This window comes from Gandjariella thermophila, assembly GCF_005405885.1.
In the GTDB taxonomy this organism is placed as follows: Bacteria; Actinomycetota; Actinomycetes; order Mycobacteriales; family Pseudonocardiaceae; genus Gandjariella; species Gandjariella thermophila.
Window position 1 is genome coordinate 220373 of record NZ_BJFL01000002.1, and the last position, 23946, is coordinate 244318.

Genomic DNA, 23946 nt, shown 5'->3' on the forward strand with positions numbered 1-23946 from the left:
CGCAGCGTACCTGACCAACGGACGTCCCCGTCCCGTCGGAGGTGGCCTGTGCGCATCGCGCTCCTGTCGTACCGAAGCAAGCCGCACTGCGGCGGGCAGGGCGTCTACGTCCGGCATCTCAGCCGCGGGCTGGCCGAACTCGGCCACCGCGTCGAGGTGTTCTCCGGCCAGCCGTACCCGGAACTCGACGACGGCGTCGAGCTGACCCGGGTGCCCAGCCTCGACCTCTACCGCGAGCCGGACCCGTTCCGCACGCCGCACTGGCGCGAACTGCGGGACCCCATCGACGCGCTGGAGGTCGGCATCATGTGGACCGCCGGCTTCCCGGAACCGCTGACGTTCAGCCTGCGGGCCGCGCGGCTGCTGCGCCGCCGCGCCGCCGACTTCGACATCGTGCACGACAACCAGTCGCTCGGCTACGGCCTGCTCGGCCTGCCGCGCGACCTGCCGGTGGTGGCCACCGTGCACCATCCGATCACCCAGGACCGGCGGCTGGACCTGGCCGCGGCCACCGGAACGCGCCGGCTCACCCTGCGCCGCTGGTACGGCTTCCTGCGCATGCAGGCGCGGGTGGCCAGGCGGATGCCCGAGGTGATCACGGTGTCCGAGTCGTCGGCCCGGGACATCGCCGGCGACTTCGGCGTGCCGCGGGAACGGATCCGGGTCATCCCGCTCGGCGTGGACGGGCAGACCTTCCGGCCCCGCGAGACGCCCAGGGTTTCCGGCCGGATCATCGCGATGGCCAGCGCGGACACCCCGCTGAAGGGTGTGCGCACACTGCTGGAGGCGGTGGCCAAGCTGCGCACCGAGCGGGACGTGGAACTGGTGCTGGTGGCCCGGCCCACTCCCGGCGGCCCGACCGAGCGGATGATCGACGAGCTGGCCATCGGCGACGCGGTCCGGATCGTGAACGGGCTGTCCGACGAGGAGTTGGCCACCCTGCTCGCCTCCGCCGAGGTGGCCTGCGTGCCGTCGCTGCACGAGGGCTTCTCGCTGCCCGCGGTGGAGGCGATGGCCTGCGCGACCCCGCTGGTCGTCAGCAGGGCCGGGGCGATTCCCGAGGTGGTCGGGCCGGACGGGGAGTGCGCGGACCTGGTCCCGCCCGGCGACACCGAGGCGCTCGCGCACGCGCTGGCCGCCCTGCTGGAGGACCCGCGGCGCCGGCTGCGGATGGGCGAGGCCGGCAGGGCGCGGGTGATCAACCGGTACATCTGGGAGTCGGTGGCTCGGGCTACCGTCGACTGCTACGCGGAGAACATCGACCGGGTCGGGACGGCGAGGAGGGCGACAGCGTGCTGACGGTGGACTTCGACAGGCTCGGGGTGCGGGCCGGCGACCGGGTGCTCGACCTGGGGTGTGGCGCCGGCCGGCACGCGTTCGAGCTGTACCGGCGGGGCGCCCACGTGGTCGCGCTCGACATGGACGCGGCGGAACTGGAGAACGTGGCCGCGATGTTCGCCGCGATGCGCGACGCCGGCGAGGCGCCCGCCGACGCCACCGCCGAGACGGTGCCCGGGGACGCGCTCGACCTGCCCTTTCCGGACGGCTCGTTCGACCACGTGGTGGCCGCCGAGATCCTGGAGCACGTGCCGCGGGACGAGCGGGCGATCGCCGAACTCACCCGGGTGGTGCGGCCGGGAGGTACCGTCGCGGTGACCGTGCCCCGCTGGTGGCCGGAACTGGTCTGCTGGGCACTGTCCACCGAGTACCACGAGGTCGAGGGCGGCCACGTGCGGATCTACCGGGGCGACGCGCTGCTGGCCAAGCTGCGCCGGGCCGGGCTGCGGCCGTTCCACCGGCACCACGCGCACGCGCTGCACTCCCCGTACTGGTGGCTGAAGTGCGCGGTCGGCGTCAACCGGGACGACCACCCGCTGCCCGGGCTGTACCACAAGATGCTGGTCTGGGACATCATGCGCCGGCCGTGGCTCACCAGGACCGCCGAGCGGCTGCTCAACCCGGTGCTCGGCAAGAGTCTCGCCATCTACCTGCGCAAGCCGGTCACCGCGGCGGACGGCTCCGCCGGCGCCGGCGCGGCCACCCGGGACCGGGACGGCGAGCGCGTGGCGAGGGGGGCCTAGTGCGGCGGCCCGACGTGCCGGCCGTGCCAGGAATCCTCACCGCGGACGACGTCCTCGCCACCGCCCGCACCATCGCGGCCGCGCAGGAACGCTCCGGCGCCATTCCATGGTTCGCCGGCGGCCACGTCGACCCGTGGGACCACGTGGAGAGCGCGATGGCGCTGTCCGCGGCCGGCCTGCACACCGAGGCGGAGCGCGCCTACCGCTGGCTGGCCCGCACCCAGCGCCCGAACGGCTCCTGGCCGATGAAGATCCGGTCCGGCCGGGTGGAGGACGCCACCGCGGACACCAACTTCTGCGCCTACCTCGCGGTGGGCGTGTGGCACCACCGGCTGGTCACCTCCGACGACCGCTTCGCCGAGCGGATGTGGCCCACGGTGCGGCGGGCGATCGAGTTCGTGCTGGACGCGCAGACGGTGCGCGGCGAGATCGCCTGGGCGCGCGGCGCGGACGGCGAACCCGCCGGGGAGGCGCTGCTCACCGGATGCGCGAGCATCCACCACAGCCTGCGCTGCGCGCTGGCGCTGGCCGACCACCTCGGCGTGCCGCAGCCGGGCTGGGAGGTCGACCTCGGCCGGCTCGGGCACGTGCTGCGGCACCATCCGGAGGCGTTCGAGCCGAAGGACCGGTACTCGATGGACTGGTACTACCCGGTGCTCGGCGGCGCGGTGCGGGGCGAGCCGGCGCACCGGCGGATCGCCGGGCGCTGGGCCGATTTCGTGGTGCCCGGGCTGGGCATCCGCTGCGTGGACGACCATCCGTGGGTCACCGGCGCGGAAACCTGCGAGCTGGCGCTGAGCCTGGACACGCTGGGCGACACCGACCGCGCCGCCGGTTTGTTAGCGGACATGCAGCATCTGCGCGAGGAGGACGGCTCCTACTGGACCGGCTTCGTCTTCGCCGACGGCAAGCGCTGGCCGGAGGAGCGCACCACGTGGACCTCGGCGGCGGTGATCCTGGTGGCCGACGCGCTGTCCCGCACCAGCGCGGGCAACGGCATCTTCCGCGCCGAGGATCTCCCGACCGGGCTGGCCGTGGACGGCGAGTTCTGCGGCTGCGGCGACGGGGTGGCCGGTGGCCACGGCTCAACCGACGGGGTCGCCGGGCTCGCCGCCGACTCGCTCGAGCACCCGTAGCGATCCGGCCGCTCCGACCTCGCGGAACGCGCCGCCGGAAAGCGCCCGCCGGTAGATCCGGTACGGCGCCTGGCCGCCGTCGGCGGGGTTCGGGAACACGTCGTGGATCAGCAGCGCGCCGCCCGGCGCGACCCAGCGGGCCCAGCCGTCGTAGTCGGCCCGCGCCGCCTCGTCGGTGTGCCCGCCGTCGACGAACAGCAGGGCCAGCGGGGTGCGCCAGAACGCCGCCACCGTGGCGGACCGGCCGACCACGGCGACCACGTGGTCCTCGACGCCGGCCGCGGCGAGGGTGCGGCGGAACCGGCCGAGGGTGTCCAGCCGGCCGACCGCGGGGTCCACCAGGCTCGGGTCGTGGTACTCCCAGCCCGGCTGGTGCTCCTCCGAGCCCCGGTGGTGGTCCACCGTGACGATCTGGCCGCCGGTCTCCCGGGCCGCGGCGGCCAGCAGGATCGTCGACTTCCCGCAGTAGGTGCCGATCTCCACGCCCACCCCGGTGCCGAGGTGCTCCACGGCGGCCCGGTACACGGCCAGCCCCTCGTCGGTGGGCATGAACCCGGTGGCCGCCTGGAACGCGGCGAGCAGGTCGGCCGGCGGGCCCGCCGGGTCGATGGCGTTCGCGGTCACGGGTACCTCCGGGGTCGATGGGTCTCGCCCACACCGTATCCGGCTGGTAGAACTGAAACACGTTCTACGTTGTGTGTCCGGTTTGGGGAGGTGCCGTGCCGATCGCGATCACCGACGAGCAGCGGGCGGTCCAGGAGTCGATCCGGTCCTGGGCGGAGCAGGCCGGCGCCCTCGGCGCGGTGCGGGACAGCGAACCCGGCGCCGGCCGCCCGCCCGCGAGCGGTCGGGAGTTCCTCGCCGGGCTGGCCGGCATCGGCGTGTTCGGCATGGCCCTGCCCGAGGCGGCCGGCGGCCTCGGCGGCACCGTGACGGACCTGGCCGCCGCGCTGGAGCAGGCCGCCGACTCGCTGGTGCCCGGCCCGGCCCTGCCCACCGCCCTGGCGGGGCTGCTCATCGCCCGGCACGCGCCCGGCCACCCGTTGCTCGCCGACCTGGCCGCGGGCACGGCCTCGGTCGCGGTCGCGCTGGGCACCGGGACGCTGGTCAACGAGGGCGGCGTGCTGCGCGGCGCGGTCGGCCCGGTGCTCGGCGCCGGGGCCACCAGCCATCTGCTGCTCGGCATCGCCGACACCAACGTCGCCGACGCCCGGGCGCGGACCACGTGGGTGCTGCTGCGCGCCGACCACCGCGGGGTGCACACCAGCGAGCGCATCCCGGTGGACTTCTCCCGCCCACTGGCCGACGTGCGGCTGGACGGGGTGAGCGCCGGGGCGGTGATCCCCGGGCTGGTCGCCGCCGAGGTCACCGACCTGGCCGCGACGCTCGCCGCCGCCGAGGCCACCGGGGTGGCCGCGTGGTGCCTGCGCACCGCCGTCTCCTACGCCCGGGTGCGTGAGCAGTTCGGCCGGCCGATCGGCTCCTTCCAGGCGGTCAAGCACCTGTGCGCGGAGATGCTGTGCCGGGTGGAGCAGGCCGCCGCGGTGGCCTGGGACGCGGCGCGCAGCGCCGACGAGGCGCCGGCCGAGCACCCGCTGGCCGCCGCCGTGGCCGCGGCGGTCGCCCTGGACGCCGCGGTCGAGGTGGCCAAGGACTGCATCCAGGTGCTCGGCGGCATCGGTTTCACCTGGGAGCACGACGCCCATCTCTACCTGCGCCGGGCGCTGGCGCTGCGGCAACTGCTCGGCGGCGGCGCGCGCTGGCGGCGGCGGGTCGCCGAACTGGCCCTCGGCGGGGCTCGCCGGCACCTCGCCGTCGACCTGACCGGCGATCCGGCCGAGGCGGAGCGGGACGCCGTGCGCGCCACCGTCGCCGACATCGCCGCGCTGCCCGAGCAGGGGCGGCGCCGCCGGCTCGCGGACACCGGATACCTCGCCCCGCACTGGCCCGCCCCCTACGGGCTGGACGCGTCCCCGGCGCGGCAGTTGCTGATCGACGAGGAACTGGCCCGCGCCGGGGTGTCCCGGCCGGACCTGGTGATCGGCGGCTGGGCGGTGCCGACCATCCTGCGGCACGGCACGGACGAGCAGCGGGAGCGGTTCGTCCGGCCCACCCTGCGCGGCGAGATCGTGTGGTGCCAACTGTTCAGCGAACCGGGCGCGGGCTCCGACCTGGCCGCGCTACGCACCCGCGCGGTGCGCACCGACGGCGGCTGGCTGCTGACCGGGCAGAAGGTGTGGACCTCGCTGGCCGGCAAGGCGGACTGGGCGATCTGCCTGGCCCGCACCGACCCGGACGCGCCCAGGCACCGGGGCATCACCTACTTCCTGGTGGACATGCGCGCCCCCGGCATCGACGTCCGGCCACTGCGCGAGATCACCGGCGAGGCGGTGTTCAACGAGGTCTTCCTGGACGGCGTGTTCGTGCCGGACGGGAACGTGGTCGGCGAGGTGAACGGGGGCTGGCGGCTGGCCCGCACCACACTGGCCAACGAGCGGGTGGCCATGGGCGGCGGGTCCTCGCTCGGCGACGGCCTGGAACGCGTACTGGACCTCGCCCGCCGTCGTGGGGTGGCCGGGGACGCCGGCGTGGCCGAGCGGCTGGGCGCGCTGGTCGCCGAGGCGATCGTGGTCGGCCTGCTCGACCTGCGCGCCACGCTGCGCCGGCTGGGCGGCCAGGACCCGGGGCCGGAGTCCAGCGTGCGCAAGCTGGTCGGGGTGCGGCACCGGCAGGCCGTCGCGGAGACCGCTCTCGATCTCGCCGGACCGGACGGTGCGGCGGCCGACGAGGGCACCGGAGCGTTGGTGCACGACTTCCTGCTCAGCCGCTGCCTGAGCATCGCGGGCGGTACCACGCAGATCCTGCTGACCCTGGCCGGCGAGCGAATCCTCGGGCTGCCCCGGGACTGAAGCCGGGTGCCTTGCGGCTGGTCCCGCGGTTCGCTACAAAGTAGAACAAGTTTCAATACGACGTCCAAGGCGAGGAGCCGGCGTGGATTTCACCCTCGACGAGACCCAGGAGGAGATCCGGGGACTCACCGCCGAGGTGCTGCGGCGGGAGGTGCGGCCCGATCCCGCCGACGCGACCAGCGCGGTGCCACGGGCCTGGGCCGAGGACCCCGGCTACCACGAGGCCGCGTGGAAGGCCATGGGCGCGGCCGGCCTGCTCGGTCTGGCGCTGCCCGCCGACCTCGGCGGCGAGGGACTCGGCGTGCTGGAGACCGCGGTGCTGCTCACCGAGGTCGGCCGGCACGCGGCCCCGGTGCCCGCGCTGGCCACGCTCGCGCTGGGCGTGCTGCCGGTGACCCGACTCGGTACCCCGACGCAGCAAGAGGCGTTACTGCCCCCGGTGGCCACCGGCGAGCGGGTGCTCACCGCCGCGCTCCGCGAACCGTCCGACCCGCTGCCGGCCAGCCCGCGCACCACCGCCCACCCCGACGGCGGCACGCTCGTGGTCACCGGCACCAAGGTCGGCGTGCCGCACGCCGCCGCGGCGCACCGGGTCCTCGTCCCGGCCAGCCTGGGCGGCGACACCGCGGTCCTGCTGGTCGATCCTCGCGCCGCCGGGGTGGCGCTGACCAGGACCCCGACCGCCAGCGGCGCCCCCGAGTACACGCTGCGCCTGGACGACGCGCGGGTGCCGGAGGCGGACCTGCTCGGCGGCGGTACCGGCGGCGTGGCCGACCTGTACCGGCTGGCCGTGGCCGGCGCGTGCGCGGTCGGCTCCGGGGTACTGGCCGGCGCGCTCGCGCTGACCGCCGAGCACGTGCGCACCCGCCACCAGTTCGGCAAACCGCTGGCCACCTTCCAGGCGGTGGCCGCCCAGGTCGCCGACGTGTACGTCACCGAGCGCACCCTGCACCTGGCCACGTCGTCGGCGTGCTGGGCGCTGGCCGCCGGCCGGGACCACACCAGGGAGGAACTCGACGTGGCCGCGTACTGGCTGGCCGAGGAGGCGCCGCCGGCCCTGCACACCTGCCACCACCTGCACGGCGGGCTCGGCGTGGACGTGACCTACCCGATGCACCGGTACTCCTCGTGGGCCAAGGACCTGGCCCGGTTCGTGGGCGGGGCGTCGCACCGGCTGGACCGGCTCGCCACCGCGGTGACGGGGTAGGCCATGTTCGTCGACCTCACCCCCGAGCAGCGGGCGCTGCAGGCGGAACTCCGGGACTACTTCGCCGGGCTGATCAGCCCCGGCGAGCGCGAGGCCATGCTCACCGAGCGGCACGGCCCGGTGTTCCGCGAGGTGGTCCGGCGGATGGGCCGGGACGGCTGGCTCGGCGTGGGCTGGCCGAAGGAGTACGGCGGCCGCGGCTTCGGCGAGATCGAGCAGCAGATTTTCGTCAACGAGGCGGCGCGCGCCGACGTGCCGCTGCCCTCGGTGACCCTGCAGACCGTCGGGCCGACGCTGCAGGCGCACGGCACGCCCGAGCAGAAGGAGTACTTCCTGCCCCGCATCCTCGCCGGGGAACTGCACATGGCGATCGGCTACACAGAACCCGACGCCGGCACCGACCTCGCCTCCCTGCGCACCACCGCGGTCCGCGACGGCGACGAGTACGTGGTCAACGGGCAGAAGATCTTCACAACGGGGGCGCACGACGCCGACTACATCTGGCTGGCCTGCCGCACCGACCCGGACGCGCCCAAACACCGGGGCATCTCCATCCTCATCGTGGACACCCGCGACCCCGGCTACTCGTGGACGCCGATCATCACCTGCGACGGCGCGCACCACGTCAACGCCACCTACTACACCGACGTGCGGGTGCCGGCCGGCATGCTGGTCGGCGAGGAGAACGCCGGCTGGAAACTGATCACCACCCAGCTCAACCACGAGCGGGTCATGCTCGGCCCGGCCGGCCGGATCGCCGCGCTCTACGACCGGGTGTGGGCATGGGCGGCGGCCCGCACCACGCCGGACGGCCAGCCCCTGCTGGAGCAACCCGACGTGCGCCGCGCGCTCGCCCGCACGCACGCCTGCCTGCGGGTCAACGAACTGCTCAACTGGCAGGTCGCGGTGTCCTCGGCGGCCGCCCCGGTGGCCGTCGCGGACGCCTCGGCCACCAAGGTGTTCGGCTCCGAGCGGGCGCAGACCATCGGCCGGCTGCTCGAGGAGGTGGTGGCCCGGCACGGCGACCCGGCCGACCCGCCGACCGCCGCGCTGTCCACCTGGCTGGACGTCCAGGCCAAGCGCAACCTGGTGCTCACCTTCGGCGGCGGCGTCAACGAGATCCAGCGGGAACTCATCGCGATGACCGGCCTCGGCCTGCCCCGGGTGCCGCGTTGACCACGGGAGCGAGCGTGACCAGCACAGCACCGTCCACAACGGACGCCATCAACGCGGCGGCCCGGCGGATCGCGGCGGCGGGGGAGAGCGCGCCGCGCCCGGCCCGCGACCCGGTGAACCAGCCGATGGTGAACAACTGGGTGGAGGCCATCGGCGACCGCAACCCGGTCTACACCGACCCCGAGTTCGCCGAGACCTCCGTGCACGGCGGGATCGTCGCGCCCCCGGCGATGGCCCAGGTGTGGACCATGGGCGGGCTACACCCGCAGCGGGCGCCGGACGACCCGCTGCACGGCATGATGGCCGAACTGGACGCCGCCGGGTTCACCTCCGTGGTGGCCACCAACTCGGAGCAGACCTACCACCGCTACCTGCGCCCCGGCGAGCACGTCAGCGTCACCACCAGGCTGGAGAGCGTGGTCGGGCCGAAACGCACCAGGCTCGGCGAGGGCTGGTTCGTCACCACCCGCAGCACCTGGTACGTCGGCGACGAGGCGGTCACCGAGATGCTGTTCCGGGTGCTGAAGTTCCGCCCGTCCACGGCGTCCACCGTGTCGACTTCCGCCTCCGCGGGAGAGAGTGCGTCGGCGGTGTCGACTTCCGCCTCCGCGGGAGGAAGCACGTCGGAGGCATCCACTCTGGACAATCCCGCGCCGCCGCGGGCTGCCGTGATCAAGCCGGTACGCAGCAGGGACACCGCGTTCTTCTGGGACGGGACCGCCGCGGGCGAGTTGCGGATCCAGCGCTGCGGGGCGTGCGGCCGGCTGCGCCACCCGCCCGGGCCGATGTGCCCGGCGTGCGGCTCCACCAGCCCGGAGTACCTGGTGGCCGCCGGCCGCGGCGAGGTCTACAGCTACGTGGTGCACCACCACCCGCCGATGCCCGGACGGGAGACGCCGTTCGTGGTCGCGCTGGTGGAGCTGCCCGAGGGGGTGCGGGTGCTCGGCGAACTGCTCGACGTGCCGCCGGACGACGTGCGCGTCGGCATGCCGGTCGAGGTGACGTTCCTGCCGGTGGACGACGACATCACGCTGCCCGCGTGGCGGCCGGTCAGGGAGGGCTCATGACGCAGGCGACGCTTTCGGCGGCCGAGCTGCGGGCCGGCCGCGAGGACGGCACCGAACTGCCCGAGCTGCGCATCGACGCCCCACCCACGTTCGTCATCGCCACCGCCATCGCCACCCGCGACTTCCAGGACGTGCACCACGACCGGGACGCCGCGGTGGCCCACGGCTCCCAGGACATCTTCGTCAACATCCTCACCACCACCGGGCTGGTGCAGCGCTACGTCACCGACTGGGCCGGGCCGGACGCGCTGGTGCGCGGCATCGCGCTGCGGCTCGGCGCGCCCTGGTACGCCTACGACACGGTCACCTTCACCGGTCGGGTGGTCCAGCGGGTGGTGGAGGACGGCGAGCCCCGGTTCCTCGTCGACGTGGTGGGCCGCAACAGCCTCGGCGACCACGTCAGCGCCACCGTGCGGATCGCGCTCCCGGAAGGCACCTCATGACCGGAATCAACGGGGCGGCCGCGATCGCCGGGATCGGCGCCACCGAATTCTCCAAGGACTCCGGCCGCAGCGAGCTGCGGCTGGCCGCCGAGTGCGTGCGCGCCGCGCTCGCCGACGCCGGCCTCACACCGTCCGATGTGGACGGCCTGGTCACGTTCACCATGGACACCAACACCGAGGTGGCGGTGGCCCGCGAGCTGGGCATCCCGGAGCTGAGCTTCTTCAGCCGCATCCACTACGGCGGTGGCGCGGCGTGCGCGACCGTGCAGCAGGCGGCGATGGCCGTCGCCACCGGCATGGCCGAGGTGGTGGTCTGCTACCGCGCGTTCAACGAGCGCTCCGGTCAGCGGTTCGGCCGGGTGCAGACGGCGGTGGCGCAGCAGCCCACGTCGTCCGGAGTGGACAACGGCTGGCACTACCCGATGGGCCTGGGCACCCCGGCCGCCATGGTGGCCATGTTCGCCCGTCGCTACATGCACACCTACGGGGCCACCAGCGAGGACTTCGGCCGGGTCGCGGTGGCCGACCGCCGGCACGCCGCCACCAACCCGCACGCCTGGTTCTACGGCCGGCCGATCACCCTGGCCGACCACCAGGCGTCCCGGTGGATCGCCGAACCGCTGCGGCTGCTGGACTGCTGCCAGGAAAGCGACGGCGGCGTCGCGCTCGTGGTCACCAGCGCCGAGCGCGCCCGCGACCTGCCGCATCCCCCGGCGCTGGTCCGCGCCGCCGCCCAGGGCAGCGGCGCGGACCAGTTCGTCATGACCAGCTACTACCGCGACGACCTGACCGGTCTGCCGGAGATGGGCGTGGTGGCCAGGCAGTTGTGGGCGCAGGCCGGTATCGGGCCGGACGACGTGCAGGTCGGCCTGCTCTACGACCATTTCACCCCGTTCGTCCTGGTACAGCTGGAGGAGTTGGGGTTCTGCCCGCGCGGCGAGGCCCGGCACTTCCTCGCCGACGGCGCGATCGAACTCGGCGGCAGGCTGCCGCTCAACCCGCACGGCGGCCAACTCGGCGAGGCCTACATCCACGGCATGAACGGCATCGCCGAGGCGGTACGCCAGGTCCGCGGCAGCGCGGTCAACCAGGTCGACGGGGTGGAACACGTGCTGGTCACCGCCGGTACCGGGGTACCGACCAGCGGCCTGGTGCTCGGCCGGGACGGCTGACGGGGTCGGCCGGGCGGGTCGGTGGCCTCGGCAGGCGCCGGGAAGGCGGTCCGGCGGCGCCCCTGCCAGGATGGGGACGTGCCACGACGTGCCTCCCGGCATGACCACGACGCGGGCGGCTCAGCGGAACTGCTGGCCGCCAAGTCCGCGCTGCGCGAGGAGGTGTGGTCCGCGCTGACCGAGAGCCGCGCCGCCCGGTTTCCCGGTGCGGCCGGGCGGATTCCCAACTTCGTGGGCGCCGAGGCCGCGGCCGAGCGGCTGCGGGAACGCCCGGAATGGCGGCGTGCCCGCACGGTCAAGGCCAACCCGGACGCCGCCCAGCTACCGGTGCGGCAGCGTGCCCTGGAGGACGGCAAGACGGTCTACATGGCCGTTCCGCGGCTCGCCGAGGCAGACCCGTTCTTCCTGCTCGACCCGGACCACCTGGCGGGCACCCCGCGGAAGGCGGCGTCGATCAGCGGCGCGAAGCGTTCCGCCCGCCGGGTCGCGGTACGCGACCTCGACCCGGTCGACCTGGTGGTGCTCGGCAGCGTCGCGGTCGGCGAGGACGGGACCAGGCTCGGCAAGGGCGGCGGGTTCGCCGACCTGGAGTACGCGCTGGCCGGCGCGGCGGGGCTGATCGGCGAGGACACCGTGGTGGTCAGCACCGTGCACGAGTCGCAGGTGCGACCGGCCGGCGCGATCCCCACCACCGCGCACGACGTCCCGGTGGACCTCATCGTCACCCCGGACCGGGTGGTCGACTGCCGGCCGCACCGCCGCCCGCGCGCCCCCGGTGAGATCCACTGGTCCGAGCTGACCGAGGAGAAGATCGCCGCGATCCCGCTGCTGGCCGCGCTGCGCTCCGCCCGGTAGCCGTGGGTGCGATCCTCGCCGGCTCCGCCCGCCGCTTCGGCCCGCGCGTGGCCGTCCGCCACGGCGACGAGGAGATCAGCCGGGCTCACCGCCGCGCGGGCACGGGTCCGTCGCAGCGGGAGGCCACCACCTCGGCGCCGTGCACGCACTCGCCGCCGACGAAGGTGGCCAGCACCTCGATGTCGCTGATCCGGGCGCTGGGCACCGTGGTCGGGTCGTCGCCGAGCAACACCAGGTCGGCGAGCAGACCGGCGGCGACGCGGCCCCGCTCACCCCCCGCGTGCCCGGCGTGGGCGGAGCGGGTGGTGTAGGCGCGCAGCGCCTCCACCGCATCCACCCGCTCGTCGCCGCTGAGCACCCGGCCGTCCCTGCTGGTGCGCTCGACCATCGAGCGCATCCCGGCCAGCGGCGCGCCGACCGCCACGCACGGCCGGTCCGAGCTGGCCGGCACCACGACGCCGCTGTCCACAAAGGACCGATGTCGGTACAGCCAGGGCAGCCGGTGCTCGCCGACCGCGTCGGCCATGGAGTCGCCGATCTCGTACAGGAACCGGGCCTGCGGTACCGGGATCACGCCGAGTTCGGCGAACCGGGGCAACTGGTCCGGGCGCACCATCGCGGCATGCTCGATGCGGTGCCGCACGTCCGGCCGGGGCAACACGCGCTGCGCCTCGGCGAACGCGTCCAGGGCGACGTCGATGGCGCGGTCGCCGATCGCGTGCGCGGCGACCCGCCAGCCGGCGCGGTGCGCGGCCACGATCCGCTCGCGCAGCACCTGTGGGTCGTCGCCGAGCAGGCCGGTGCCGCCGTGGTCGCAGAACGGTTCGGTGACCGCGGCGGTGCGGCTGGACAGCGCCCCGTCGGTGAAGATCTTCATCGGGCCGAGCCGCAGCCGGTTGTCGCCGAACCCGGTGCGCAACCCCAGATCGAGCCCGACAGGCACCCCGTCGGCCGGGTTGCTGGGCACCGGGTGCAGTACCTCGGCCGCGGTCATCAGCTCCACCCGGACCGGCAGGTCGCCGCGCTGGCGGGCCAGCTGGTAGGCGGCGGCCTCGATGCCGCTGTGCCCGATCCAGCCGCCGCCGATGCCGGCCTCGGTGACGTGGGTGAGCCCCTCGGCGGTGTAGACCTGGGCGGCGCGGGCGACGGCCTCCGCCAGTTCGTCGACCGGGTAGGGCACCAGCAGAGCCTTGACCAGGTTCTGCGCGCCCTCCTTGAGCAGCCCGGTCGGCGCGCCGTCCGCGTCGGTGTCGATCTCGCCGCCCGGTGGCACGGTGGCGGTACCGTCCAGCACCCCGGCCCGGTCCAGCACCACGCTGTTCGCCACGCCCATGTGCGCCGAACGGTGCTTCAGCCACACCGGCCGGCCGCCGCCGGCCCGGTCCAGCTCGGCGCGCCGCGGGTGACCGCCGAGCACGAAGTCGTCGTAGCCGGCACCGACCACCCAGGCGTCGGCCGGCAGGCCCGCGGCGCGCTCGGCGACCGCGTCATACAGCTCGGACATGGCCGACAGCCGGGTCAGGTCCAGCTCGGCCAGGGACAGCCCGAACCAGGCCATGTGGTTGTGCGCGTCGGCGAACCCGGGAGTGAGCGTCGCCCCGTCGCAGTCCACGACGGCGCGGGCGGGCAGCCCGTCGATCTCCTCGTCCACGCCGACGATCCGGCCGTGCAGCACGCCGACCGCGTGCGCGGTGGGCCGGTCGTCCGCCATGGTCAGCACGCGCGCGTCGCGCAGCAGCAGGTCCAGCACGGCTTCTCCCGTCACCCGAGGTGGTGCGGCCCGTCACCGGCAGCGTAGGGGGTGGTGGGCGCTCTCCACCCGGATTGACCCGGCCGCGCGGCCGGCGCCCACCGGCAACGACGGAACGGCCGGTCCGCGCACCGGGCGTGATCGCGACCACCCCGCCCTGCCGCCGGCCGGGCTGACGTGCGCCCGGTGCGGAGAACGCCGTGCTACCGCAGGTGGTCCGCCTCGACACCCCGAGACCGTCCGGATTAGAGTCCCGGGCCATTGCTCGTCACAGATGGAGGAAAGGAGGAGAAGCGGTGCCTGGTACGGGGCTACTGCGGACAAAATCCGTCGAGCAGTCACGGGCCGATACCGATGAACCGGATACTCGGCTACGAAAGAACCTCACCGTTTTCGACCTCGTGGTGTTCGGGGTCGCCGTTACCATCGGTGCCGGTATCTTCACCATGACCGCGCGGACCGCCGGGAACATCGCCGGTCCCGGGGTCTCGCTCTCGTTCGTGATCGCGGCGGTGGCCTGCGGGCTCGCCGCCCTCTGCTACGCCGAATTCGCCTCGACCGTGCCGGTGGCCGGCAGCGCCTACACCTATTCCTACGCGACTTTCGGTGAGTTCGTCGCGTGGATCATCGGGTGGGATCTGCTGCTGGAGTTCGCGCTGGGCGCCGCGGTGGTGGGCAAGGGGTGGTCCGAGTACCTGCAGAGCGTGCTGGAGATCGTCGGCCTGAACGTGAAGACCAGCGTGCCGCTGGGCGGGCTGGAGTTCGACTGGGGCGCGGTGCTGCTCGCCGTGGTGCTGACCATCGTGCTCGCCGCCGGCGTCAAGCTGTCCGCCCGGGTCAGCCAGGTCATCACCGGAATCAAGATCGCGGTGATCCTGCTGGTGATCGTGGCCGGTATCGGCTACATCAGCGGCGCCAACTACCACCCGTTCATCCCCGCGCCGGAGACCGGTGGCGGCGGTTCCAGCGGCCTGAACCAGTCGCTGCTCTCGCTGATCGCCGGCGGCAGCACCAGCAACTTCGGGGTGTTCGGCGTGCTGGCCGGCGCGGCGATCGTGTTCTTCGCGTTCATCGGCTTCGACGTGGTGGCCACCACCGCCGAGGAGACCCGGAACCCGCAGCGGGACATGCCGCGGGGCATCATGGGCTCGCTGGCGATCGTCACCGTGCTGTACGTGGCGGTGGCCCTGGTGGTCACCGGGATGGTGCCGTACAAGGCGCTGGCCACCAAGCCGGACGGCACCAAGGCGACGCTGGCGACGGCGTTCTCCGCGCACGGAGTGACCTGGGCGGCGGCGGTCATCTCGGTGGGCGCGCTGGCCGGCCTCACCACCGTGGTGATGGTGCTGATGCTCGGGCAGGTGCGGGTGCTGTTCGCCATGTCCCGGGACGGGCTGCTGCCCCGGCCCCTGGCGCACACCTCCGGCGCGACCGGAACGCCGGTGCGGGCGACGCTGCTGGTCGGCGTCGCGCTGGTGATCGCCGCCGGCTTCTTCTCCGCGGACAAGCTGGAGGAGATGGTCAACGTCGGCACGCTGGCCGCGTTCATCCTCGTCTCGGTGGGCGTGCTGATCCTTCGCCGGACCCGGCCCGACCTGCCGCGCTCCTTCCGCACGCCGGCGGTTCCGCTGGTGCCGATCCTCGCGGTGCTCGCCTGTGTGTGGGTGATGCTCAACCTGACCACGGTCACGTGGCTGCGGTTCATCGGCTGGATGGTGGCCGGCGTGGTGCTCTACTTCGCCTACGGCTACCGGAACTCCCGGCTGGCCAAGCTGGAACGGGAGCAGACCGCGACGGTGACCGCCGCGCCCGAGTAGTCCCCGCCGTACCATCCGAACCGAGGGGCCGGTCCGCGCGGGGCCGGCCCCTCGCCGTGCGTCGCGGTACCGCTCGGCCACGCGCGTTGCCCGACCGCCTCCTCGGCGGGCTCCCGTCGCGTGGGATGGTCAGTTCTTGCGGAAGTCGGCGAGGTTGTCCCGGGTGACCTCCTTGACGGGGACCTCGATGAGTTCGCGGACGTGCTCGCGCTTCGCGGCGCGTACCGCGGTTTCCACGGCCTGGGCGCCGATCTCGCGGGGCTGCTGGGCGATGGTCGCGGACAGCTTGCCGCTGGCGATGGCGTTCAACCCGTCCGGGGTGCCGTCGAAGCCGACCACCGCGATGTCCCGGCCGGCGCGGTTGCCGAGCGCGGTGATCGCGCCGATGGCCATCTCGTCGTTCTCCGCGAACACGCCCTTGATCTCCGGGTGCTGCTGGAGCAGGTTGGCCATCACGCCGACCGCCTTGCTGCGGCTGGAGTCCGCGACGCCGCTGCCCACCAGGTGGGTGGCGCTGCGCAGGGCGATGCCCTCGTCGAAGCCGCGGTCCCGGTCGCGGGTGGTGGACGCGCCCTCCTGGGTGCGGATCAGCACCACGTCGCCCGGGCCGACCGCCTTGGCCAGCGCCTCCGCGGCCATCTGCCCGCCCTGCACGTTGTCCGAGGACACCTCGGTGGTCACCCGCGGGCTGTTCAGGGAGCGGTCCACGGCGATCACCGGGATCGACGCGTTCGCCGCGGCGTTGGCGGCGGGCACCGAGAGGTCGGAGTCCACCGGGTTGATGAGCACGGCCTGCACGCCCTGGGTGATCACCGTGCGGATCTGGTTGATCTGGGTGGTGACGTCGTTCTGCGCGTCCTGCACCACCAACGTGACGCCGAGCGTCCTGGCCTCCGCCTCGGCGCCCTGGCGAAGCTGCACGAAGTACGGGTTGTTCAGGGTGGTCACGTTGAGCGCGATGACGATGCCGCTGCCGCTGAGGCCGGTGGCGAGGTTGGTCGACGCCGTGCCCGTCGTGCCGCACGCGGAGCTGGTGAGCAGGGCCGCGGCCAGGGCGACGATGCCGCGCCACGGTTTCGCAGGGCGCACAGTCCCTCCGGCTGATGGGAGAACGTCGGCTCGGGGCCTGATCACGCATCAACCGGCTGCGGTCCGGGCCGGCCGGCGATCCGGCCGAACTTGACCTTGGCGCAGGCCACCGGGTGTGTCAAGGGTCACAGCGTTCGGCGCCGGCCGCGCGGCGCAGTGATGGTGCTCCGAGTGGCCGCATCCGTTGGGGCTCATCGACAAGGCCATCGATACGAGCGGGCCGCCCGGCCGGGGTGCGCCGGGCGGCCCACTCGCAGGCCTACCGGGCGCCGCGGGGCCGGGTCAGCGTGAAGTGGTCCACCGGGGTCGCGGTGCCGTACGGGTCGCTGACGGCGTAGTAGGTGACCGAGATGCTCGTGGTGCCGCCCGGCTTGCCCGGGTCGACGTCGAACGCGGCGAAGCCGTAGGAGTGGTCCGGGTCGCGCACGGCCGACCACGGCGCGTCCTCCAGCACGTAGATCGGTGCCCGCTTGCCGGTGTTCGGGTCCGGTGCGCCGACGCCGGTGATCACGCGGCAGCGCGCGGGGGAGAAGAATAGATGGTTGGACGGCACGGAGGTGCCGCCACCGCCGATCACCATGTGCACCGTGCCCCTGCTGGTGTCCACCACGTCGGTGCGGGTGTCCACCGGCATCGGGGTGCGGGTGTCGTTCGGTTGCTGGCCGCGGATCGGGTGCGAGCGCTCGTAGTGGTGCTCGTGCCCGCACACCACCAGGTCCACCCCGTAGCGGTCGAACAGCGGCACCCAGTTCTCCCGGATGCCGAGGTCCGCGCCATTGGCCTTGTCCACAGTGGACACGACGACCTGGTGCATGCACACCACGATCCAGTCGATGTCCGGATTGGACCGGGACGCGGCCAGTTCGGCCTCCAGCCAGCGACGCTGCGCGCCACCCGAGTATCCGTGCACGTAGGAGTTGCCGCCGTCCTGGTAGGCGACGTCGTCGTTGTTGAGGCTGATCACCCGCACCGAGCCGGCGGTGAACGCGTACCACAGGCCGCGCAGCTCCGGATCGGCGCCGGAGTCGGGCACGCTGAAGTAGGTCTGGTAGGCGCCGTATCCGATCGGGCCGTTGCCCAACTCGTTCTCGTGGTTGCCGGCGGCCGGCATCCACGGCCGGTACCGCGCCGAGCGGGTGTTGTTGTTGAACCAGTCCGACCAGGTGCGCACCCGGTCGGTGGCCAGGTTGGCGTAGCAGAGGTCGCCGTTGACCAGGTGGAACAGCGGCGCGGCCGCCTCCACCGCGGCGGTGACGTCACCGGCGGCCGGCGAGCCGAGGTTGTCGTTGACCCAGGTGCCGTTCACCTGCTTGCCCAGCGTCGGCGTGCCCTGGTCGCCGAAGCTGGTGAAGCGGAACGGCGCCCGGCCGCGCGGCGCGGTACGCACGGTGCCCAGTTCCGGCGGCGCGCCGTCGTGCACCGCCGCGTACACGTACTCGGTGTCCGGGCGCAGGCTGCCCAGCCGCGCGTGGTGCACGCGCACCTCGGTGCCGGACCTGGCGTCCCGGTAGGTGGTGGTGTCCGCGGGCACGGTGAGCCCGAGGCCGCCGGCCGGGCTGCCGAGCAGGACGCGCGGGCGGGACACCGGCGCCGTGGTGTGCCAGGACACCACGACCTCCCGCGAGGCGTCCGCGCCGAACTGCAGGTGGAGCCCGGCCACACCGGGCGCGCCGACCGTACCCGGCCGGCTCCACAGCTCCGGCGCGGCCGAGGCGCTGCCCGGTGCGCCGAGGAGTACCGCCCCGCCCACCCCGGCGCCCACGGTGAACAAGCCTCGTCTGCTGATCTCGTCGGATGAGGAAGCGCGCATGTGTCCACATCCTCGGCGGGGCACGTGAACGGGCCGGGGGCCGGGGGTGAACGGCGGGACAACACCGCTACCGCCGGAGGTAGGGTGCCAGCGCGGCGTTCAGCCGGTACACGCCGCGGAGCACCGCGCCCTGGTACGTCTCGGTGCTGGGCACGAGCGTGCCCCGGTACACCCGCCGCGCCACGGCCGCCACCGGCGGCGCCAGCAGCCAGGCCACGCCCAGGCAGGCGTAGGCGAGCAGGATGACCGCCAGCGCGAACGCGAGCACGAGCAGCTTGCACACCCAGATGACGAAGGCGACGAACGCGGCGATCAGCGCACCGCTGCGCCCGCCCCAACTTTTCAGGTAGGGAACCCGCATGCGGGCGCCGACGCGCAGGGGCCGCAGGACGACGTCGAGGTCCACGCGCCACCCCCTGCCTGCCGGAGACGCCGACCGCGCTCGGCCGTCCCCGGCGAGCCCCGGGAAGACCTGCCCGCGGAGGGATCATAGGGGTTGATCCGCTGCGCGGCGCCCGTCGGGCGTGGGGTGCGCCGGCGGTGCGCTACCGGCGCACCCGGCCGGAGCGGGGCGCGCGGTGCTTACCCGCGCCGGTGATCACCGGCTGCACAGCCCAGTGCGGGAAGCCAAGTTCGTGCCGCCGGGCGTGCCGCACGCCGCCGAGGGTCTCGGTGCCGTCGGAGTCCAGCCGGCGGGTGGGCGCGCCCGCGTAGCGCAGCCCGGGCAGCAGCCGCTCCTGCTTCATCACCACGCTGTGCGGGGTGACCACGGCGCGCTCGCCGATGTCCGCGCCGTACAGCGGCACGGTCGCGGCGCCCAGGGTGGCGTGGGCGCCCACCCGCACCGGCGCGATCTTGAGCACCCGGTCCTCGAAGGTGTGCGCCTGGAACATCGCGCTGACCGTGGACCCGTCCTCCAGGTGCAGCATGTCCGGGTCGACGACCTGGGCGAAGCCGTCGCCGAGCAGCACCCGCCTGCCGATCTTCATGCCCATCAGGCGCAGGTAGACGGGCAGTAGCAGGGTGCCCTCCAGGGCGGCCAGCACCCGGCTGGCGATGACTCCCCAGGCGACGTACAGGAAGTCCCACCGGCTGCACCAGCAGGACCACAGCGGGTGGATGCCCTCGCGCACCTTGCCCAGCAGCCCCCACTTGAGGGCGAGCACCACCAGGCACAGCCACGCCCCGGTGGCCAGGCTGACGGCGGGCAGGCCGAGCAGCACCAGCGGCAGTAGCGGCAGCGCCAGGGACACGTGCACCACGCCGAAGGTCCACAGGCCCGCGGCCAGCGCGGGTCCCAGCGGCAGGGCGAACCGCAGCCACTCCCAGAACACCCGGGTGACGACCCGGATGAGCGGCGGGTCGTGGGTGAGCCGCCGGTCCACGGTGACCACCTCCCGCTGCGGCAGTTCGAACGGCGGGTGGCCGAACCAGGACGTACCCGGCCGCACCAGCCGGTCGTCGGCCACGGTGGAGATGCCGATCAGGATGTTCTCCGGCAGGCGCTGACCGGCGGCGATCACCGCGTGGTTGCCGAGAAAGGTGTTCGTGCCCAACTCGACCGGGGCCACCGTCACCGTGCCGCGCTGGACACGTGGCCCGCCCAGGTAGATGCCGTCGGCGAAGAAGGTGTCCCGGTCGATCCGCACCATCTCCGGCACCACGTCGATGATCGTGCTGATCTCACAGCCGCGGCCGATCCGCATGCCGGCCGCGCGCAGCCAGGTCGGCCAGAACAGCCCGCCGGAGAGCCACCGCCCGGCCGAGGCCACCAGCCCGGTCTTCAGCCACACCCGGATGTAGCCGGGGCTCCACCGGCTGATCACCCCCGGCCTGATCTGGCCGAGTAGCCGGCAGGCCACCGCCTCCAGGGCGACCATGAGAAGCACCGAAAGGCAGGTGGCGGCGCCGATCGCGGCCAGCAGCGGCAGGTTCGCGGCCGGATCGGCGAGCGCGGCGAAGAACGTCTCGTAGCTGAGGTCGTACCGGTAGGCGATCAGCGCGAACACCACGGTGTAGGGCAGCGACAGCGCCCAGCGCAGCAGGTTCTGCGCGAGGATCATGGCGACGCCGTGCGCCAGCGGGGACAGCCGCCGGCCGCGCTCCGGCGGCGCGGGCGGGGTGGGGGCCGCTCCAGCGGGTTGCGCGGGGATGCCGTCCCAGCGTTCCCCGTCCGGGATGGCGCTGCCGGACGGCAGCGAGGACAGCGCCGTCAGCCAGGAACCCTGGCCGACCCGGGTGTTCGGCCCGACCCCGGCGCGGATGTCCAGGGTGGCGCCGTCGGCGAGGGTCACCGGGCCGAGCACCACCTCGCCGCGCTCCAGGTGCACCAGGCCGACCGAGGCGTCCTGGCTGATCGTCACGTCGTCGCCGATGTAGAGCATGTCCCAGCCGCCCTGGGTGAGGTTCACCCCGCGGTGGATGTGCACCCGCTTGCCGATCCGGGCGCCCAGCGCGCGCAGCGCCATGCACTGGAACTCGGTGCCCGCGATGGTGGCCCACGGAATCAGCCGGGTGAACTGGCGGACGATCCACATGCGCACGTGGAACCCGCTCCACGCGGGCGCGCGGGCCGGTGTGTACCGGCCGATGAGCAGTTTCTTGGCGCGCACCGCGACGGACACGGACAGCGGGGAGGCGAGGACCTGCAACGCGGTGAGCGCCACCGGCGCGACCAGGATGAGGGTGACCAGGCCGATGCTGTCGGAGATCCAGGCGAACACCCAGAAGAACGCGAAGTAGGCCACGGCGGAGCCGGCGATCAGCTCGAGCAGCAGCCACAGCGCCTGCGCCGCGGTCGCGCGGGCGGGGTTGCCGGTGGCCCGCTCCCGCTGCGGGGTCTCCGGCGCGTCGGTCGGTGGCGCGGCCCGCCGGGCCAGCTCGCCGATGGTGCGCGCCTGGTACAGGTCGCGCACGGTGATCGACGCGGTCGCCGGGTCGGCGCGCAGCTCGGTGATGACCATGGCGGCGGTCAGCGAGCTGCCGCCGAGGTCGGTGAAGAAGTCGGCGTCCACCGAGGGTTCCGCCGGTAACTCCAGCGCGCGGCGCACCGCCTCGGCGATGCTCTGCTCGACGGGGTTGCGCGGCGCCGCCGCCGGGCCGGGCTGGCCGCCACCGGCGGAGAGGATCGGTAACTCGCTGCGCCGCAGCTTGCCGCCCGCGGTGCGGGGGAACTCGTCGATCGCGCCGAACACCGAGGGCACCATGTAGCCGGGCAGTTGCTCGCGCAGCCGCCGCTTCAGGTCCTCCACGTGCGGCAGCCGGCTCGGGTCCTCCGGGATGACGTGCGCGGCCAGCGTCTGCGTGGCGCCCTCGCCTTGCACCCGGCAGGCCGCCTCGCGGACACCGGGGCAGCGGGCCAGGCACGCCTCGATCGCCTCCAACTCGATCCGGTACCCGCGCAGCTTCACCTGCGAGTCGATCCGGCCGTGGTAGAAGAACGTGCCGTCCGGCTCCACGTGCACCAGGTCGCCGGTGCGGTAGATGCGGCCCAGCCGGGGATGGGTGGGGAACTTCTCCGCGGTCAGCTCCGGGCGGCCCAGGTAGCCCAGTGCGACGCCGGCGCCGCCCAGGCACAGCTCGCCCTTCTCCCCACTGGGCACCGGGTCGAGGTTCTCGTCCAGTACCCAGGCCCGCATGCCCGGCACCGGGCGGCCGATCGCCACCTTCTCGCCCGCGACGATGTCCTGGCGCAGGCAGGTGACCGTGCACTCGGTGGGGCCGTAGCCGTTGACCATGCGCCGGCCCCGGGACCACCGCTCGGCCACGTCCTCGGGCAGCGCCTCCCCGCCCACGTACAGCAGCCGCAGCTCCGGCAGCTCACGTTCCGGGTCCGGGCAGCCGGTGGCGCGCAGCAGGGTGGGCGGCGGGCACAGCACGGTGATCCGTTCCTCGCGCAGCCACCGCACCAGATCCGGGCCGAGCCGGGCGGTGTCGTCGTCGAGCACCACCACGGTGGCGCCGGAGGCCAGCGCCATCCACACCTCCTCCACCGAGGAGTCGTACGCCGCGGACGAACCCTGGGCGACCCGGTCCCCGGGACCCAGCCCGAACTCGATGAGATCGCCGCTGATCAGGTTGACGATGCCCTGGTGCGGGACCAGCACGCCCTTCGGCCTGCCGGTGCTGCCGGAGGTGTAGATGAGGTAGGCGACGTCCTCCGGGTTGGGTGGTGCGGGCAGGTCGGCGGCCGAGGAGTCCAGCGGGCGGTCCACCCGGATGATCGGCCCGGCGTAGCCGACCTTGCTCGCCCGCTCGGCGCCCTCCGCGTCGGTGAGCAGCGCCCCGGCCGACGAGTCGGACAGGATGTGCGCCACCTGGTCGTCCGGGAAGGCCGGGTCGACGCACACGTACGCGCACGCCGAGCGGAGCACCGCGAGTTGCGCCGCGTACAGCCGCTCGGAGGTGCGGCGCAGCAGCACCGCGGCCACCCCGCCGCGGCCCACCGCCAGGTGCACCGCCCTGGCCAGCCGCTCGGCGGCCTGCTTCAGCTCGGCATAGGAGATCGTCCGGCGCTGCGGGCGGCCGGGGCCCGGCGGCACGTCCACCGCCACGGCATCCGGCGAACTGCGCACGGTCCGCTCGAAGAACTCGTACAGCACCGCCGGCGTGGCGGTGCCGACCTGCGGGGACTCAGCGGTCAGCGACATGCCGCCCCTCGCCGAGCGCGGTCGCCGCGGGCTCGTGGTCCAGCAGGGCGCGCAGATGGTCGGCCAGCCACGGCCGGATCCGCTCGCGCTGCGCGGTGGACAGGAACCGGAATCCGCGCACCCGTCCCACGCAGCGGGCGCTGCCGCAGCGGCAGTCGAACGGCTCGGCCAACTCGTATTCGGTGGTGTGGTAGTCGAAGGTGATCTCCTCGCCAGGCTCGGCAGTCCGCAGCGCGAAAACGTCCCGCCCACGGATCATCGCGTTCGGTTCGCAGCTGTGGTTCATGAACCGCCAGTAGAAACGGTCCATGATCTCCTCGAGCCCGTAGGTGTCCGGAAGGTCGAGGTGGAGGGCTGGGCCGAGCTGCACGGAGTAGCGGGTGGGCGCGTCGGTCAGCTCGCCGTCGAGGGTGAACAGCCAGCTACCCTCGGCCAGCCCCGCCCGCGTGACCAGCGTGTACTCGCCGCCGGAGCGGAGCACCGCGACGCGCACCGACTCGGCGACGCCGCTGTTCGTGACAGCCATCCCTACCTCCCGGACCGCCTGTGGTGAAGAAAGGCCCTCGTGCCGAATGCGTTCGAATCCTTCCGGCTGTTCTTTTGTGTCGAATTCCTCCGTCGTTTTCCGCGGTGCCGCGGCGGGGTGCCCGACGGCGTGACGCGCCGATCCGGTGAATCGGCGGCATGCGGCCGCGTGGTGCGCCTGGTCGTGGGCCATCCCATGCCTCTGAGTACGTCACGCGTTGTGCATCGGTTCACCGTCCCGGAAGGCCACTCGACTGGTT

Annotated in this window: 18 protein-coding genes; 11 read left to right on the forward strand and 7 right to left on the reverse strand. The window is 73.7% G+C overall.

Annotated features, from left to right (window positions below; translation table 11 throughout):
- Positions 1-48 precede the first annotated feature (48 nt).
- Genes FFT21_RS02995 through FFT21_RS03005 form a run of 3 tightly spaced genes read left to right on the forward strand, consistent with a single transcriptional unit; the run spans position 49 to position 3217 of the window.
- Positions 49-1299, forward strand: a complete 1251-nt coding sequence (locus FFT21_RS02995) for a glycosyltransferase family 4 protein (RefSeq protein ID WP_137812160.1) — start codon at positions 49-51, stop codon at positions 1297-1299.
- The gene (locus FFT21_RS03000; RefSeq protein ID WP_137812161.1) at positions 1293-2081 is read left to right on the forward strand and encodes a class I SAM-dependent methyltransferase; all 789 of its coding nucleotides are present in this window, start codon (positions 1293-1295) and stop codon (positions 2079-2081) included. Before FFT21_RS02995 ends, FFT21_RS03000 begins: the two co-directional genes overlap by 7 nt.
- Positions 2081-3217: a prenyltransferase/squalene oxidase repeat-containing protein gene (locus FFT21_RS03005; protein WP_137812162.1), complete on the forward strand. Its 1137-nt coding sequence runs from the start codon at positions 2081-2083 to the stop codon at positions 3215-3217. The genes FFT21_RS03000 and FFT21_RS03005 overlap by 1 nt, the downstream gene beginning before the upstream one ends.
- Here the strand turns inward: FFT21_RS03005 and FFT21_RS03010 are convergent.
- The gene (locus tag FFT21_RS03010; RefSeq protein WP_225978057.1) at positions 3167-3841 is read right to left on the reverse strand and encodes a class I SAM-dependent methyltransferase; all 675 of its coding nucleotides are present in this window, start codon (positions 3839-3841) and stop codon (positions 3167-3169) included. The two genes, FFT21_RS03005 and FFT21_RS03010, sit on opposite strands and share 51 nt — an antisense overlap.
- A gap of 95 nt (positions 3842-3936) precedes the next feature.
- On the opposite strand from FFT21_RS03010, the gene FFT21_RS03015 reads away from it, so the two are divergent.
- From FFT21_RS03015 to FFT21_RS03045, 7 genes are all read left to right on the forward strand, one after another.
- Complete coding sequence (locus FFT21_RS03015; RefSeq protein ID WP_137812163.1) at positions 3937-6126, forward strand: acyl-CoA dehydrogenase family protein; 2190 nt, start codon at positions 3937-3939, stop codon at positions 6124-6126.
- Between the two features lie 82 nt (positions 6127-6208).
- Positions 6209-7333 carry an acyl-CoA dehydrogenase family protein gene (locus FFT21_RS03020; RefSeq protein ID WP_137812164.1) on the forward strand — a complete coding sequence of 375 codons (1125 nt, stop codon included), beginning with the start codon at positions 6209-6211 and terminating at the stop codon, positions 7331-7333.
- Between the two features lie 3 nt (positions 7334-7336).
- On the forward strand, positions 7337-8509 hold the full coding sequence (locus tag FFT21_RS03025) for an acyl-CoA dehydrogenase family protein (protein ID WP_137812165.1): 1173 nt from the start codon (positions 7337-7339) through the stop codon (positions 8507-8509).
- Positions 8510-8523: 14 nt separating this feature from the next.
- Complete coding sequence (locus FFT21_RS03030; protein WP_192909358.1) at positions 8524-9576, forward strand: bifunctional MaoC family dehydratase N-terminal/OB-fold nucleic acid binding domain-containing protein; 1053 nt, start codon at positions 8524-8526, stop codon at positions 9574-9576.
- Complete coding sequence (locus FFT21_RS03035) at positions 9573-10019, forward strand: MaoC family dehydratase (RefSeq protein WP_137812166.1); 447 nt, start codon at positions 9573-9575, stop codon at positions 10017-10019. Before FFT21_RS03030 ends, FFT21_RS03035 begins: the two co-directional genes overlap by 4 nt.
- Positions 10016-11191, forward strand: a complete 1176-nt coding sequence (locus FFT21_RS03040) for a lipid-transfer protein (RefSeq protein WP_137812167.1) — start codon at positions 10016-10018, stop codon at positions 11189-11191. Before FFT21_RS03035 ends, FFT21_RS03040 begins: the two co-directional genes overlap by 4 nt.
- A gap of 78 nt (positions 11192-11269) precedes the next feature.
- Positions 11270-12046 carry a 5-formyltetrahydrofolate cyclo-ligase gene (locus FFT21_RS03045; protein WP_137812168.1) on the forward strand — a complete coding sequence of 259 codons (777 nt, stop codon included), beginning with the start codon at positions 11270-11272 and terminating at the stop codon, positions 12044-12046.
- 85 nt (positions 12047-12131) lie between these two features.
- Here the strand turns inward: FFT21_RS03045 and FFT21_RS03050 are convergent, their stop codons facing one another.
- On the reverse strand, positions 12132-13796 hold the full coding sequence (locus FFT21_RS03050; RefSeq protein WP_137812169.1) for an amidohydrolase: 1665 nt from the start codon (positions 13794-13796) through the stop codon (positions 12132-12134).
- Between the two features lie 296 nt (positions 13797-14092).
- On the opposite strand from FFT21_RS03050, the gene FFT21_RS03055 reads away from it, so the two are divergent.
- Entirely contained in the window at positions 14093-15613 is a 1521-nt protein-coding gene (locus tag FFT21_RS03055; protein ID WP_137812170.1) for an amino acid permease, read from the forward strand.
- Positions 15614-15742: 129 nt separating this feature from the next.
- Here the strand turns inward: FFT21_RS03055 and FFT21_RS03060 are convergent, their stop codons facing one another.
- The 5 genes from FFT21_RS03060 to FFT21_RS03080 all read right to left on the reverse strand — a co-directional run bounded on the left by FFT21_RS03060 (position 15743) and on the right by FFT21_RS03080 (position 23687).
- Positions 15743-16702: a substrate-binding domain-containing protein gene (locus FFT21_RS03060; RefSeq protein ID WP_137812171.1), complete on the reverse strand. Its 960-nt coding sequence runs from the start codon at positions 16700-16702 to the stop codon at positions 15743-15745.
- 259 nt (positions 16703-16961) lie between these two features.
- Positions 16962-18512, reverse strand: a complete 1551-nt coding sequence (locus FFT21_RS03065) for a purple acid phosphatase family protein (RefSeq protein WP_137812172.1) — start codon at positions 18510-18512, stop codon at positions 16962-16964.
- Between the two features lie 67 nt (positions 18513-18579).
- Positions 18580-18918, reverse strand: coding sequence for a hypothetical protein (locus tag FFT21_RS03070; protein WP_137812173.1), 339 nt, complete (start codon positions 18916-18918; stop codon positions 18580-18582).
- Positions 18919-19057: 139 nt separating this feature from the next.
- On the reverse strand, positions 19058-23161 hold the full coding sequence (locus FFT21_RS03075) for a non-ribosomal peptide synthetase (RefSeq protein WP_137812174.1): 4104 nt from the start codon (positions 23159-23161) through the stop codon (positions 19058-19060).
- Positions 23145-23687 carry an SET domain-containing protein-lysine N-methyltransferase gene (locus FFT21_RS03080; RefSeq protein WP_137812175.1) on the reverse strand — a complete coding sequence of 181 codons (543 nt, stop codon included), beginning with the start codon at positions 23685-23687 and terminating at the stop codon, positions 23145-23147. The genes FFT21_RS03075 and FFT21_RS03080 overlap by 17 nt, the downstream gene beginning before the upstream one ends.
- Positions 23688-23946 lie beyond the last annotated feature (259 nt).

Bases quoted from the DNA above. Each gene is read 5' to 3' on its own strand.
- FFT21_RS03025 (WP_137812165.1), top strand. From the start codon at position 7,337: ATGTTCGTCGACCTCACCCCCGAGCAGCGGGCGCTGCAGGCGGAACTC.
- FFT21_RS03035 (WP_137812166.1), top strand. From the start codon at position 9,573: ATGACGCAGGCGACGCTTTCGGCGGCCGAGCTGCGGGCCGGCCGCGAG.
- FFT21_RS03040 (WP_137812167.1), top strand. From the start codon at position 10,016: ATGACCGGAATCAACGGGGCGGCCGCGATCGCCGGGATCGGCGCCACC.
- FFT21_RS03075 (WP_137812174.1), bottom strand. From the start codon at position 23,161: ATGTCGCTGACCGCTGAGTCCCCGCAGGTCGGCACCGCCACGCCGGCG.
- FFT21_RS03080 (WP_137812175.1), bottom strand. From the start codon at position 23,687: ATGGCTGTCACGAACAGCGGCGTCGCCGAGTCGGTGCGCGTCGCGGTG.
- FFT21_RS03065 (WP_137812172.1), bottom strand. From the start codon at position 18,512: ATGCGCGCTTCCTCATCCGACGAGATCAGCAGACGAGGCTTGTTCACC.